General features: G+C 39.8%; 13 protein-coding genes and 1 tRNA gene. All 14 read right to left on the bottom strand.

Annotation, left to right across the window (positions count from 1 at the left end):
• Window positions 1-239: 239 nt before the first annotated feature.
• The 14 genes from EO117_RS06145 to EO117_RS06080 all read right to left on the bottom strand — a co-directional run bounded on the left by EO117_RS06145 (window position 240) and on the right by EO117_RS06080 (window position 15,336).
• Window positions 240-878 (bottom strand): trimeric intracellular cation channel family protein, encoded by a 639-nt coding sequence (locus tag EO117_RS06145; RefSeq protein WP_126939602.1) that lies wholly within the window; start codon window positions 876-878, stop codon window positions 240-242.
• A gap of 1,060 nt (window positions 879-1,938) precedes the next feature.
• Window positions 1,939-2,029 (bottom strand) — tRNA-Ser (locus EO117_RS06140).
• A 361-nt stretch (window positions 2,030-2,390) separates the two neighbouring features.
• Complete coding sequence (locus EO117_RS06135; RefSeq protein ID WP_126939601.1) at window positions 2,391-2,954, bottom strand: manganese efflux pump MntP family protein; 564 nt, start codon at window positions 2,952-2,954, stop codon at window positions 2,391-2,393.
• A 111-nt stretch (window positions 2,955-3,065) separates the two neighbouring features.
• The gene (locus EO117_RS06130; RefSeq protein ID WP_126939600.1) at window positions 3,066-4,484 is read right to left on the bottom strand and encodes an Rne/Rng family ribonuclease; all 1,419 of its coding nucleotides are present in this window, start codon (window positions 4,482-4,484) and stop codon (window positions 3,066-3,068) included.
• Between the two features lie 9 nt (window positions 4,485-4,493).
• Window positions 4,494-5,183, bottom strand: a complete 690-nt coding sequence (locus EO117_RS06125; protein ID WP_126939635.1) for a TIGR03936 family radical SAM-associated protein — start codon at window positions 5,181-5,183, stop codon at window positions 4,494-4,496.
• Entirely contained in the window at window positions 5,155-7,038 is a 1,884-nt protein-coding gene (locus EO117_RS06120; RefSeq protein WP_126939599.1) for a TIGR03960 family B12-binding radical SAM protein, read from the bottom strand. Before EO117_RS06120 ends, EO117_RS06125 begins: the two co-directional genes overlap by 29 nt.
• A gap of 36 nt (window positions 7,039-7,074) precedes the next feature.
• Window positions 7,075-8,178, bottom strand: a complete 1,104-nt coding sequence (gene rodA, locus EO117_RS06115) for a rod shape-determining protein RodA (RefSeq protein ID WP_126939598.1) — start codon at window positions 8,176-8,178, stop codon at window positions 7,075-7,077.
• Between the two features lie 9 nt (window positions 8,179-8,187).
• The gene (gene mrdA / locus EO117_RS06110; RefSeq protein WP_126939597.1) at window positions 8,188-10,086 is read right to left on the bottom strand and encodes a penicillin-binding protein 2; all 1,899 of its coding nucleotides are present in this window, start codon (window positions 10,084-10,086) and stop codon (window positions 8,188-8,190) included.
• Between the two features lie 12 nt (window positions 10,087-10,098).
• Entirely contained in the window at window positions 10,099-10,590 is a 492-nt protein-coding gene (mreD, locus tag EO117_RS06105; RefSeq protein WP_126939596.1) for a rod shape-determining protein MreD, read from the bottom strand.
• The gene (gene mreC / locus EO117_RS06100) at window positions 10,587-11,504 is read right to left on the bottom strand and encodes a rod shape-determining protein MreC (RefSeq protein ID WP_126939595.1); all 918 of its coding nucleotides are present in this window, start codon (window positions 11,502-11,504) and stop codon (window positions 10,587-10,589) included. The genes mreD and mreC overlap by 4 nt, the downstream gene beginning before the upstream one ends.
• Window positions 11,504-12,538 carry a rod shape-determining protein gene (locus EO117_RS06095; protein WP_126939594.1) on the bottom strand — a complete coding sequence of 345 codons (1,035 nt, stop codon included), beginning with the start codon at window positions 12,536-12,538 and terminating at the stop codon, window positions 11,504-11,506. Before EO117_RS06095 ends, mreC begins: the two co-directional genes overlap by 1 nt.
• Window positions 12,539-12,647: 109 nt before the next feature.
• Window positions 12,648-13,484: a hypothetical protein gene (locus EO117_RS06090; protein ID WP_126939593.1), complete on the bottom strand. Its 837-nt coding sequence runs from the start codon at window positions 13,482-13,484 to the stop codon at window positions 12,648-12,650.
• 11 nt (window positions 13,485-13,495) lie between these two features.
• A complete protein-coding gene (locus EO117_RS06085; protein WP_126939592.1) occupies window positions 13,496-14,305 on the bottom strand; it encodes a zinc ribbon domain-containing protein in 810 nt (269 codons plus the stop codon).
• Between the two features lie 74 nt (window positions 14,306-14,379).
• A complete protein-coding gene (locus EO117_RS06080; protein ID WP_126939591.1) occupies window positions 14,380-15,336 on the bottom strand; it encodes a serine hydrolase in 957 nt (318 codons plus the stop codon).
• Between the last annotated feature and the right edge of the window lie 312 nt (window positions 15,337-15,648).

Below are 15,648 nucleotides of genomic sequence, written 5' to 3'. Positions count from 1 at the left end.
TTCTACGTATAAGTACTTTTACAAAAAATATCTCTATATTCTAAATATATTTGTATTGCATGGATAATTGAGAATCATGCGTATTCATTCACCCCAACTCGTATACCATCCAAAAATATCTTTTATATAATTCATTATATAATCTTTTATCATCTTTTTTACATGTAACAAGCATGTATTTTATAAACTTTTAATATTACTGAAAGTCTAGTCTGCATATATACTATCAAATAATATGATTATCGATGAATCCTATCAATGCGTGGTAGATTCCAATGATACTCAATGGCTACCATGCGAATGATAAAAACGATGAGGAAAGTTACATAGGACGCCACAATCTGATGTCCCATACCATACACTACAAAGTAGGCGATTCCTCCTAATAAGGCTGGCAACGCATATACTTCTTCTTTCAATACACTCGGCGTGCGGTGTGCTAAAATATCTCGGAAAATACCACCTCCAACAGCAGTAATCACTCCGAGCACAATCGTCAGCACCAAATTGCTTGAATCTACGGTAATTCCAATCGCAGCTCCTGTTACCGTAAAAGATGCTAATCCTAAGGCATCTGCAGTAAGATATACTTTCGTCGCACTCTTACCTTCAATATAACGATTCCAACCATAACGATACATAATGAATACAATTCCTACGGTAATCAAAGTGATGGACATATATAACCCTGTCTGCAAGGAGGTTGGCGGTATACGGCCTACCATAATATCTCGTACAATCCCACCACCAATAGCAGTGACCAGTGCTAAAATCAGTATACCAAAAATATCCATACGCCGTTGAATCCCCAAAAGAGCTCCCGATATGGCAAAAGCTATCGTTCCGATGACGTCAAATAATAACCATAAAAAATCCATATAACGCCTCCTCATACGGAATTATTGTACCATTCTTTTGCGTAAGATACTAGATATTTTATAACGCAAAAAGGACGGGTGCAACCGTCCTTTTTTGTGTAACCCTATAAAAAAGGGAACTAAATCTTTATGCCACAATTATATACTATCTTTTCCCAGAATACAACGGACATAATAAAAGCGTCTATGCAACGCATAAACGCCTTTAAACCTTGGCGGAGGATTAGGAATACACCCTATAAAACCGCTTATCTCCTAGCTTTTCCAGTTTCCACCCTCTACAGGGGGCAAGATAGGGGGCAAAAACTACTATATATAATCACCTCATAAACAAGGCTATCAGCTGTACGGCTTTTAGTTTTGTTTTTCTATTTTTATGGATCACATCGACAAAATCACACTACCAATACAAAAAACAGCCCTCTTATTTCACCTGTACGGGGCTTTTCCATAGTCGCCCTATAGTTTATACCTAGGCTATGATAAACACACAATAACGGCGAATATTCGCATACATTCAAGTATAAAATGTGGTATACTTTATTTGTCCTCGTTTCATCATGAAAGGAGGTGACTTTCATGTTTGAGGAGTTTTACACACAAGTAGGCAACTTTCTAGCCCCTGTACTTCAAGGTATCATGATTTATGTTATTTCTCACATATTGATTGAGATCTTCAAAAACAGAAAATAGAAAGACAAAAAGGACGGCTCGCACCCGTCCTTTTTTGTTACCCTCATGATGAGGAGTTTTACACCTTATGCCACAATTATATACCATCTTGCCACAAAATACAAGAATTGCTTTGTGACTGCTTATGAGGGGTAAGATAAAGGCAAAAAATATTTGAGGTGCCATAATCTATGTTATTTCATAGATATCGACCGAGTTCTTTAAGAACAGAAAATAGAAAGCAAAAAGGACATTCGCATCCATCCTTTTTTGTTTACCCTATAATGGGGACTATAATATTTGTTGAGTTGATTATATACTATCTTGCCCAAAAAATACAACGGATATAATAAAAGCGTCTATGCAACGCATAAACGCTTTTAAACCTTGGCGGAGAGAGAGGGATTTGAACCCTCGGTACGGTATCACCGCACACATGATTTCCAATCATGCTCCTTAAGCCGCTCGGACACCTCTCCAAGTGAATACCTAACTATTATAAATCACTAAATACATTCCGTCAAGCACTTTTTATCAATTATCGCCTCAAATATAACCTTGCCTCCGTGAGGAACGCCGTTGCGCGTAGTAGCCTTGTAGCAACCCTTACTAGCTAATTTGCATACCCTCAAGAAGAGTGCGATCCCTTCCGTGAGGAACGCAGTTGTGCGTAGTAGCCTTGTGGCATTTTTATCACCTAAATCACAAAAATGCAAGAAGAGCACGGTGTGCCCCCGAACAAACATTATGAAATACCGTTTGAGAGGGGGTATACCGTGATCTTCCCTTTACACCATTCAGTTAAAATGCCACAGGCTACATAGCACAGCAAGAGACGATTTAGCAAGGTAGATACCCCAAATGCTGTAGTAATATTTTCACTCCAATGAGTATCAATATAGCGCCCCCAGCCATTTCTGCTCTTTCACGGAAAGCTTTTATCATATGATATCCACTAAATATTCCCACAAGGCATACCAAAAAAGTGATCACGCCTATGGTAAGTGATGTAAAATACACATCCACATGCAAGAGTGCAATGGTAACCCCTACGGCCAAAGCATCGATACTAGTAGCAATGGATAATGCCAACATCTCTTTCCAATCGACGGAAGCTGTATCCTCTTCCTCATCACTGAGCGAGGCACGAATCATATTGATGCCCAAATAGCCTAATGTAATGAAGATCACCCAGTGGTCCCACTCATCAAAGTTCTCTGAAAACTGAGCTCCTACAACTGCCCCTATGATAGGCATCAAACACTGAAAAGCACCAAATAAGAATGCCAGTGTTATCTTTTTCATCTTAGAATCATCTTTCATCTGCGATGATTTACAAATAGAAACTGCAAAGGCATCCATGGCAAGGCCTACTGATAAAATAAATATTTCAAGGTATGACACAAGTCCCTCCTGTAAATAACAATAAAAGTGCTTGGCACGCCCAAGCACTTTTTCCTAAAACATTACATTTCAAATCGAGAACTGTAATTATTTTTAGTACTTTTTTTATTATTATACATCACCTAAGGCTAATAGGGAATAGGCTTCTAGTCCCATTGTGGCATCATTTTCAATCTGTATAATTCTTTGTAATTCTGTACGCAAAGATTCTAATACTTGTTTTGTAAAGAATTGCCCCACATCTGGATGCACCACAATGGATACATCCGTTTTTAATCGACCAAAGCGATACAATTCCCTCAGACGTCGCAAGATTTGCAAATACACCGTTTCTCCTTTTAGTACATGCCCAGTGCCACCACAGCTGGAACAAGTGTCAAAGAGGATAGATGGAATACTTTGGCGTTCTCGTTTCCGTGTCAATTCCAACAAACCTAAGGATGTAATACCACATACCACAGTTTTGATGGGATCCTTTTTAACAAGATGATGCATCAACTGTACAAGTTCTTCCATATCCTGTTTAGGCATATCGATGAAATCGCAGATGATGATTCCTCCTAGATTTCGCAATCGTAATTGGCGAGCAATCATATGAGCCGCTTCTTGGTTAACACGCTTCGCCACCTGCCCCACTTGTTCATTCTTACCACTGTAATGAGCAGAATTAACATCGATAACAGTAAGAGCTTCTGTTTGGTCGATTTGTAAAGAACCACCAGATGGTAAATCAATTCGATGATTTAAGAGGGCATCTATTTGTTCTTCAATACCATGTGTTTTAAAAATATCTTCCTTCTGATTCCACAAACTCACTTCTACAGGCTTACCAAAGCGTCCTGCCCCTAAGAGTTGCTGCAACTCTTCATACGCTGCTGCTTCATCCACCATAATAGAACCTACTGTAGGTCCTACATAGTCACGGATAATACGATACCATAGGTTCGCATCTCCATAGATTTCAGTACCGTTTTGGGCCACCTTATATCGCTTTTGTAAATGCTCCCACGTCTGATGTAAATAGGCCATATCCCTGGCAATTTCTTCTTGGCTAGCCCCCATAGCTGCGGTGCGCAAAATAAATCCTACACCCCGCTCTAAATATGGTTGTGCCATATCTTTCAAAGATTGACGCAATTCTGGATCTGTAATTTTTTTAGAAATATGAATCTGCTGATCTTGAGGCAATAAGACCATGTAGTGACCAGCTAAACTGACATCTGTAGTGACACGTGCACTTTTACCAAGCATAGCGTCCTTCACAATTTGCACGAGCAATACTTCCCCTACATGGACTTTTTTCTGCTTTCCTTGTTTTTGTAGGTTTAAATACACGTTTTGACCAATGCCAATATCAAGGAAGGCTGCACTCATGCCAGGCAGGACATTTTTCACAACCCCTTTATACATATGATGTACGCGGTTCGACAGCTGTGGTCGTTCATATATAATCTGTTGTAAAGTCCCTGCCTCATCCACAATAGCGAGACGAGTTTCCTCTTTCATCACATTGGCATATAATCGATTCATAATCTCTCCTTATTCCACTTCTAGTGGCGTAATACAAGCCCCATCCGTTTCAATCAGAATCGCTTCACGGTGAATAGAATAACTGTCTGTTACAGGCCAGCCGTATTGTTCTTTGCCTAATTTCCACATATCCCCAGGCTTCATAGTCCCTTCTGGGTATACGCCGATGTCCATGCGAATCGTTACCATTCTATTGTCCACTATGGCCACCAATGGTTCCTTAATGAAATGTTTCACATCAATGGTTCTTGTTTTCTTCGGCGTTACTTTTTCATACAACACTTCTTCTGCACTGTTGAAAGGCTCCAACAAAGATACCCAATCTGCCTCTTCTGTAACAGGGCCCTTAACTTCGTAGACCGCATAGTTACAGATGGCCATCATTTTTTTCACTGTATCTGGCATGAATCGACCTTCGAGCACTTCCAACCCTTTTGGTGCTGCTTCTGAAAGTCGGTTCATTAACTCTTCTAATGTTCCTTCTTCTAGAATATCCATATCACAATATTCAGCGCTTGCCGTAATTCCCAGCGCCAGGGCAGAGGAAAAGCTAATTTTCATATGCGGGTTAAAACCCTCAGAATAAGCCATTTTAATACCACTGCGACGAATCATGCGCTCAATAGCAGAAGCATAATCTAAATGGGATAAAAAGCGAAGTTCTTCTCCCTTACGTAAGGCCAAACGTAACTTTCTCAACACGTCCACCCTCCTTATAATCAATAATCGGTGTGCCCAACTCTGGACACGCATTACAACCATTACATGGTTTACGACGGCAATCCCAAGTCAATGTGCCATCCACCGCACGGTCCCATTCGCGGCGTAAAAACTCTTTACTTACCGTATCGTCAAGATGATCCCATGGTAAGGCTTCTGAAAAATCACGATTCCGTCGCGCATAGTATTCTGGATCAATATTGGTATTTTGGAAAGCCTGCATCCATGCTTCATAATTGAAAAACTCTGTCCATCCATCAAATTTACAGCCTAATTTCCAGGCTTCTACAACGGATGCCGCTAAGCGTCTGTCACCACGAGCAAAGACAGCTTCTAAATACCCTGTGTAGCCATCATGGTAGTGATAGGAAATATTTCTATTGTTAATTAAAGATTTCAAATACTTTTGCTTACGATGAATTTCTTCCACATCTTGTTGTCCATACCATTGGTATGGAGAATGCGATTTTGGCACAAAAAAGGAGCAACTTACTGTCACCTTACCATTGCGTTTGCCAGTAATCTCTCGGTGTAAATCAAGCACTTTATAGGCTAAGCCAGCAATACCTGCTACGTCTTCATCCGTTTCTGTCGGCAAGCCCATCATGAAATAGAGCTTTACTGTATTCCAGCCAGATTTGAAAGCATTTTCACAGGCAGCCATCAAGTCTTCTTCACTAACGCCTTTGTTGATAACATCACGCATTCTTTGAGAACCCGCTTCTGGAGCAAAGGTTAAGCCACTTTTACGCACTTGTTGTACCTTTTTTGCAATATCGATAGAGAATGCATCAATACGTAATGATGGCAAACTAACGCTCACTTGTTTATCTTTAAATTCTTCCATCAACATATCTACTAATTCTGGCAATTTAGAATAATCCGCAGAACTTAGAGACATCAAGGAGATTTCATTATATCCCGTATTGGCAATAATCTCTTTGGCCAATTGTACGAGTTTTTCTGGAGTTCGTTCTCGAACCGGTCGATATAACATACCTGCTTGGCAGAAACGACAGCCTCGCAAACACCCTCTAAATAATTCCAGTACCGCTCTGTCATGAACAATATCTAAGTATGGCACCACAGGTTTCGTAGGGTAGAAAGCAGCCTCCATATCTTCTACAATCCGCTTTTTTACTATAGCAGGGGCTTCCTCAGCCAATACTTTCATTCCTATAAAATCCCCAGATTCTGAATACTGTGGTTCATACAAACTAGGAATATAGGTGCCTTCAATCTGGGCAGCTTTCCTTAGAAAAGCCTCTTTCCCTCCAGGGAATCCTTTTTCTTTCTCAGCTTTATATAAATCAATAAATTCGTTAATCCAATCTTCTGATTCGCCAATGGATACAACATCAAAGAAATCTGCAATAGGCTCCATATTGTATACGCAAGGCCCCCCACCGATTAATAGAGGGAATGACAAGTCTCGATCCTTTCCATAAAAAGGAATACCAGCCAAATCTAACATATTAATGATGTTTGTATAGCACATTTCATATTGCAATGTAAATGCCAATAAATCAAAGTCACGAATCGGTGTTTTCGTTTCTAAAGAAAATAAAGGAATCTCTCGATTACGCATTTCCGCTTCCATATCATGCCAAGGAGCAAATACACGCTCTGCCGCCGCATCTGGACGTTCATTGACTATACCATATAATATTTTGATGCCTAAATGGCTCATACTCACTTCATACACATCTGGAAACGCAAAGGCCATCGTCACATCCACTTCCGAATGATTCTTAGCAACACTATTCCATTCTCCTCCCATATAACGGGCAGGCTTTTCCACATGTTGTAACCATGATGGATCTAATTGAATCATACAACCTCCAAGAGGCACTAGCCTCTTTTTTACTACTTAAAACATGCGCTTTTTCTGGCGCATCACTATATTTAATAATAAACCTATACTCAATAGATTCGTTGTTAACGCACTTACACCGTAACTGATGAAAGGCAATGGAATACCCGTTACAGGCATAATACCAGTGGTCATACCTACATTGACTAACACTTCAAATAACAGCATGGAGCCAATGCCTGTGGCAATTAACCTGCCAAAGGGATCTACCGATCGTTTCGCAATTAGAAAACTACGATACACAACTACCAATAGTAATCCTAAGACCACAAAACAACCTAGAAGACCTAATTCTTCCCCTACTACGGAAAAAATAAAGTCCGTATGGTTTTCCGGTAAAAAGTTCAACTGACTTTGGGTTCCTTCAAAGAGCCCTTTACCAAATAATAAACCAGAACCAATGGCAATTTTAGATTGGATAATATGATATCCTGCGCCAAAGGGGTCTACATTAGGATTCAAAAACACCATAATCCGTTGTTTTTGATACTCTTGTAATACAAACCAGCTTAACGGCAACAGTGCTACCATAGTGCCAACCATAATTTGTACTAACCGCATACGAATACCGCTCACAAAGAGCATGCCTGCTAATATAGCTACATACACCAAGGAGGTTCCCAAATCTGGTTGCTTAAATACCAACAAGGCAGGGATTCCCAAAAATAAGAATACTGGCAATAACTCTTTAAAAGTATTTAACTTTCCTACTCGACTTTCCAGCATATTTGCCAAGCTAATAATCATCATCAACTTCGTAAATTCTGATGGTTGAATCGTAATAGGCCCAATCTGAATCCATCGTTGCGCACCTAGTGCCGATGTACCTACCACCATAACTGCCAAGAGCATAACGATAGTAGCGCCATAAATCCACTTTGCATAGGGACGCAAGCGCTCGTAATCTAGCCATTGCAGACCTACAATGGCAACGATATTTAATCCAAAGAATAGCAATTGTTTCGATACTAATCCTGTAATTTGCAATCCTTCTCGATTGACATGGGTAGCACTGCCAATAACAACACAACCAATGATAATCAGGCTGATGGTGGATAGCACCAAAATCCAATCCCATTCATGTATAATTCTCTGCCACATAGTATACTCCTAGTCTACCTTTTGTTCTTTTTCAGAGTTCGCCTCTTTTTTAGCATCTTCTTTCTTATCATTCGTAGGAACTACGACTGGTTTAGGAATGTGAAAGTATTCTTCTAAAATAGGGCGTACAATAGCTCCTGCTGATACAGCACCAAATCCACCTTGTTCCACTAGCGCTACCACAACTATACGAGGCTTGTCGTACGGCGCATAGGCAACGAACCAACCATGGTCACGGCCAGTAGCATTTTCCGCTGTCCCCGTTTTACCGGCTACGGCTAAGGACAAGCCTTTAAAAATTTCCCCTGCCGTACCACCTTCCAAGGTTACGTCTCTAAGACCATTACGAACAATATCCATCACTGCTTTCGATACTTGCAAGACCCCTAATTTTTTAGGTCCAAAAATCTCTTCCGGCGTTCCGTCTGCATTGTCGATACGACTCACTACATACGGTTGGTAACGAATCCCTCCATTGGCAATTTCCGACATAACCACCGCCATTTGTATGGGAGTCACCAATGTGAAAGACTGTCCAATCGCGGCATCAAAGGTTTCTCCTAAGTACCAATCTTGATCGAATACTTTTCGCTTGTATTCAGGGCTAGCAATATTACCACTGCCTTCATCATATAGCTTGATGCCCGTCTTCTCACCAAGGCCAAATACTTTAGCATATTTATCGATATTATCAATACCTAATCGATTTCCCATTTCATAGAAATATACATTATCTGACTTCGCCAATGCTTTATTGAAATCGAGCCAGCCTAAGGCTTCCCCCTCCGCATTTCGTTTGTCAATTAACCAGTGTTTACCACTGTCATAAATCATTTCATTAGGAGTTACCTTTTTCAATTCTAAGGCAGCTGCACCCGTAATAATTTTGAAAGGAGACCCTGGCGGATACTCACCAGTGACTACTTTATTTTCAAAAGGATGATTGGCATCTGTATTCAGCTGATTCCATTGTTCCGTAGTAATCCCTTTGGCAAACCAATTCGGATTGAACCCTGGTGCACTCACCATGGCGAGTACCGCCCCTGTATTAGGATCTAGGGCCACTACGGCAGCTCCCTTCGCAGGAATACCTTGTTTTCTAAGCGCTGCTAATTGGTCATACACAGCTTTTTCAGCCACTTTTTGTAGGTTCAAGTCAATGGTTAAATGTATATTCCGACCTGGTATGGTATGCTTACGCCCCACTTCTTCCACAGGACGTCCACTGGCATCCACCTCTACTTGACGGCCACCATCTACACCGCGCAACACAGAATCGTACATTTTTTCTAGCCCAGAACGTCCTAAAATCGTACCAGGGCCAATGGTACCACCCATATGTGTTCCATCTATCTCTGCTTGTTTCGCTTCCGCTAGCTCATCTTCACTGACTTCCCCTACATAGCCCAATAATTGGGATGCCATCGTATCATGAGGATAATAGCGAAGTGGCTCTACATCTACAGTAATACCAGGTAATTCATGCCGATGTTCTTCAATTTTTGTCACCTTGTCTAAGGTTACGTCACTGGCTAATCGGATTGGTTCATAACCACCCTTATGAGCCTCTATTTTTTCTGCCAATATTTTCACAGGAATTTGTAAATAGGACGCTAATTGCTCTAGCTCTTTTGGATCCGCCTGCTTTCCAGTAGGCAACATAGACACCATATAGGCAGGTCGTGAACCGACCACAATTTGACCATTTCGATCATACATTAATCCCCGTGTAGCCGTCATAGAGAGCATCCGGAGTCGATTCCCCTCCGCTTTCCCACGGTAATAATCACCTTCAATGGCTTGTAGATAAAACACACGTCCTAACAAAATAGCAAAAACGATGACGACTATGGTTAGCAATACATCAAAGCGTGTCGTTTTTTTCTTTTTATATAATGCTTTTAACATAGTCTCTCCTTTCTACCACATGTATTCATCTTTTTCTTCCCAGCGCCATACCAATTTATGCACCACAATCCCTACTAAGGCATCAATCCCTATAGAGGGAATCCCATGATTCCAAATATACGTAGTCATTATTATAGGCTCTTGTACAATCCATAACAAACCAATTTGTAACACCATAACTAAGGCTACACCTAAGCCTGTCCACCCAGCACTAGCATACCATTGTTCTTCATACACAGAGCCTTGCATGGCACCTAACATATAGCTTACTATCGCATAGGATACCACATGTAATCCAAAATAATTGCCAATCATCACGTCTTGCACAATACCGCCTACAACGGCTAGCATCATACCATGAGATCGACCTTTCAGTACGGTCACTACCAACGCAATATCTAGTAATAGATGCGGTGCCCAAGAATAGGGAAACCATCTAGGCACCACTAAAGATTGAGTAATAACAACGCCTAGTAACATCAATATCCATGCACATCGCTTCATTGTTGCACCGTCCCTTTAGCCCCTTCTACTTGATCTCGCTGTGTACGAGGAATCAATTTTGGCTCTAATTTTGGCGCTTCTGGTCGTGCAATAGATGATGACACAATCACGAATACTTCTTCTAAACTTTGAAAGTCCACTGTAGGGTCGATGATAGCATGTTTCACAAACCCTTCTTCATCGGTCACAATGTCTTTCACATGTCCCAATAATAACCCTTTCGGATAAATGCCACCAAATCCTGACGTTACGATGGTATCCCCTTTCAGAACGTCACCATTTAGAGCGATATTCACCATTTGTGGTTCCATTGGACGATTTCCATTGCCTTTCAAAATGGATGCAATTCTAGACTCAGGGCGTTGGACGATAACCCCCGTTGCTGACCGTGGATCTAATATGCTTTGCACCCGTGCAGAGTGTTCGTACACATCAGATACAAAACCTACGACGCCGCGCGGAGCAATGACTGCCATATTCGTCGCTACACCATCTGCACTGCCTCTGCTAATAGTAAAAGTATCTGTCCAGGCACCTCTATCACGCGTCACCACAGACGCTGCTAACAACGCAAATTGAGGTTGTTCTCCATGAAATTTCAGCAATTGACGTAATCGAATATTTTCTGCTACCAATTCATTATAAGCCACTTGCTTTTGTTCTAACTCAGCATTGCGGACCTCTAAGTCTGACATGTCTTTCACGCGCAAAATACCATTATCTATCACGGATATTCCTGTATGTATACCAGACAAGAAACGACTAGCTCCGTAAGTGAAAGGTGCCATTAAGTTCTCTAAGGTCACCGTCACCACTGGCACTTGTGTTCTTTGTTTCCACATATATCCAAAAATACCTAATATGGCACAAAGGATTACGATCATAGTCAACCATTTGCGTTCAGATTGCTGCATTAAGATCGCCCCTTTCGTAATTTACTAGCCACTAATAAACGCTCTAAACGTTGTACATCCGCAGCAGCTCTTCCTAAACCAAGTGCCACCGTATCGCCTGGCGTATCTGCAATGCGTACAGGAATGCCTAGTTCCTCTTGGATATGGCAGTCTAACCCTTCAAGCAAGGATGTACCTCCAGTAAGAAGCATGCCACTTTCCATAATATCTGCCACTAATTCAGGTGGTGTTTTCTCCAAAATACTGCGTATAACCGCTACCATATCTGCAATCGGTTGTCGCAAAATTCCATAGACTTCGCTTTTACGAATCATACAACGTTTAGTGAGTCCTGTTTCAGAGTGACGACCTACGATGGTGTATTCCCCTTCAATAGAGGGAGCAGCAGCACACCCCAACGTTTGTTTAATATTTTCTACCGTTTCATCGGACACCATGATAGAAAATTCGCTACGTATATAATGGTAAATGGCTTCGTTTAATTCATTACCACCAATCCGTGATGTTGTACTTGCCACTTTACCACCCATCGATACAATAGCAACATCCGTAGTACTACCACCGATATCGACAGCCATACTGCCTCGAGCCTCAAAAATAGGAAGCCCTGCACCAATCGCTGCTGCTACTGGACTTTCTAATAAATGTGCTTCCCGAGCCCCTGCCTGAATGATGGCATCCGTCATCGCTCTTCGCTCTACATCGGTTATGCCACAAGGCACTGCCATAACGACGCGGGATCTACGAACCGCCTTGGACGCTTTGTTCATAAAATATTTCAACATGGACAACACAATGCGATAATCCACAATAAAGCCCTCTTTAAGAGGACTCATAGGTGCTAATGTTTCCGGATTGCGCAACAACAAGCGCTGCGCATCTTCTCCAATAGTAACGATATTCTCTTGTTTTGCATCCGTTGCCACTATAGATGGTTCCGATACAACCACCCCTCGACCTTCCACAAAAATGTGCGTGTGAAAGGTACCAATATCTATTCCTAAATCTCTTCCTAATGAAGAAAATAATTTCATCGAACCTCTCCTTATAAAGAATTCCATATTTTATTAATTGTAACATACTTTAAGGAGATTATAAATAAAAAAGCCAGCAAAACCCGAGTTCTGCTAGCCTTCACTATATTTATTTTGAACTAGTTGATACAATTCGGTCCGCATCTGTTAATACTGGTGGATGTGTATAATCATTATATAAGGCTGCACCTGCAATAGCGATAGCTACACATGCAATTCCACCAGCAATAAGAAAAGGCTTCCCATCAATTTGACGACGATATATACCGATACCTAATAAGCCCAATGCTCCAACTGAAAATGCTATTCCTAAGTATTGAACTAACTTAATGTTTTTTTCATGATGGATTAGGAAATCAGCTTGGATAGGTATTGGCGTTCCATGCATAACATTCTCAATTAAATTCCACCGCAAAGTTTTATTTTCGTTGGATATATCCTGAGAATTTGTCCGAATAGGCGGTTCAGGTAAATTTAATGAGTAATGTACTTGTGAAGAGCTTAAAATTTTATCTCCCATCTCGTTAGATTGTTGACTATTACTATTAGTCTCATCTTTAGGTAATACTAAATCAAAACTATAAGCATCATAAAAAAATCCTTTACGATATTTTACACCTTTATCAGCTTCTTCAGGATTAAATAATTTTGCTCCAGATTCAACAAGAACTTTGATATTAGGAGTGTCCTTTTCAGCTATAAATCCATTATTTCCTGTATCCTTAATAGTATATCCACTTTCAGCAAATTCTTTACGCTCTGAGTCAAATGTTTTTCTTAATTTAGGAGACATATTAGCCAATGCAGGATCTACTCCCATCTCAATACGTTCATGAATAGAACCATCTGGTCGTATAGTCGTTCCAAGTTCTGCTTTAAAGCAACCAGATACTAATAACAAACATACTCCCAATGTAGCCGTAGTTATCATCTTTATCACATTCATCTGTTTACCTCCTATTGCAATCCATAAGTAGATTTATATTGGTTTAATTTAGAGTAGAACAAATCATACATCTTACCACCATCTGCATAGCGGCTTGTATTTCCTCGTAATCCGTCAAACATAGCATTCATTCGTTCTTTTTGAAGATTATTCATATCTTGAATCCCTGTGCGGCTCGCGTTATCTAACTTATTTAACGTTTCATTATCTATTGTTATTTGTTGAACTTTATTCGTTCTAAATGAACCAGTTGCCATACCTGGAGTAATAGAGCCAGCATTAATATCATCTGCCATAGATTTCAGTACAGATTCAAACTCCATCAATCGATTGACTGCTGCTTGTTGCGCTTCTTTTGCATTTTTTGCTTGTTTTTTCTGTGCCTCAACAGCTTTATCCTGTCCATTATTCTCTGTAACCTTTGCCTCATTGGCAGTGATTTCTGGTGACATTTTAGAACCAGAGTATTCTATATCATCAGATAAAAAATACCATCCCACAATTCCTACAATTACGAGTGCATAGACTAGGCCAACTACTTTTAATATTTTATGAAACTCATCTTTATTTTTAACATCGCTAGAATCCCCTAATTGTTGCGCACTTAAGTCTGTCATAATTTGAGGTCCCTCTATTATTTGACTAGCATTGTTAACTCTCTGATTATTTGAGATTGCCGTACCACAATTATGGCAAAACTGTGATGTTGATGGTACACTTTCACCACACTTTTCACAAGTATTCTCTAGGATAGTCCCACAAGAATTACAAAATTTAGAAGTATCTTTATTTGTTGCTTGACATGATCCACAAACTTTCATAGTTCCTCCTTAATATAATGTCAACATTATTAACATATGATGCACCTACTATTTTCACACATAGTAATACAAATTTATCGTTCAAATATCCTACTATCTATATATTTAGCTATATTCTTAAAATGATACACTTCCGATTCTCTTAGTTCGTAAGAATCACTGAGTGTTATAAGTATATAGGCCTCCCCCTTTTTATAGTCTTGGCTCTGAAAGATAATACCACCATCATGATACACTCCAGCAAGCTCTCCTGTTTTATGTGCAATAAGCCGATTGGATAACGCCTCATTAAATGTTTCAGTATCTGTTTGGCCCAACAAGTACATCAACATTTTCTCTCTAGAAGAGTTTGACATTCCTTTTCCTTCTAATAAATTCATAAACCAGTTCCCCAAATCTTTAGCCGATGTATAATTTTCACGGCCTTGCCGTATAGCTTCTAAATCCATCATATAACGTTGTAATTTCGTATCTATAAATCCATTTTTTAAGACGTATTGGTTGATTGACCCCATTCCAAGACGATGTATTAGTATGTTGGTTGCAGAGTTATCGCTAACCGTAATCATTAACTTTGCTAATTCATCAACAGTCAATTTTGTACCGACAGCGTAACCAGATAATATCCCAGCACCACCAACTTTATCGGATTCTTCTAATTCTATAGTTTCACCTAGATCAATATGGCCTGCTTCTATTTCTTCAAATAGATATCCTAATATATATACTTTAATCATACTAGCTGCACGAACAGGTTTGGATTGTTTCACAATGGACTCATTATGATATCCCACATATATGGATTCATATGGAAACAACTGTATATCTTTTTCAATAGCACTTAATTTATTCCTAGCTTCCTCCATTGACATTCTATTTTGCTCTAGATGATATGAAGTACCCTCTGATCTGCCGTCTGTTTCAGCACTACTTTTATCTGAAAAGCCACACCCCAACACCGTACATAAACATATCCACAATGCAAAAAAGTACAGTGACCGCATTAATCGTTTTATTATCTTACTATACACACTGGTCTCTCCCTATTTATAAGTATGCTCCAATAAGAAACTAATTCAATTGATGGCAGAAAAAGTATATAAAAATCTTATTCTGCATCTTAGAAGATTAAAACTTTTATTTATATCATATCATACTTTATTCGAACATAAAATATACTTATTTATACTATGAACCAAACCCTCAAATTCCTTATCAGATAAAAACAAGCTTCTTCTACTAGCATTGCAATTCCTCATTTTTAGGCTCTATAATAAATGTTGGGGCTACTCATATAAGAGTAGTCGCCAACATTCTTTTTTTGCAATAAAATAGACATATAC

The organism is Veillonella sp. VA142, assembly GCF_003992135.1.
GTDB lineage: Bacteria > Bacillota > Negativicutes > Veillonellales > Veillonellaceae > F0422.
The sequence above is the reverse complement of the archived record's forward strand: the minus strand, read 5'-3'. Positions and strand labels throughout refer to the sequence as shown.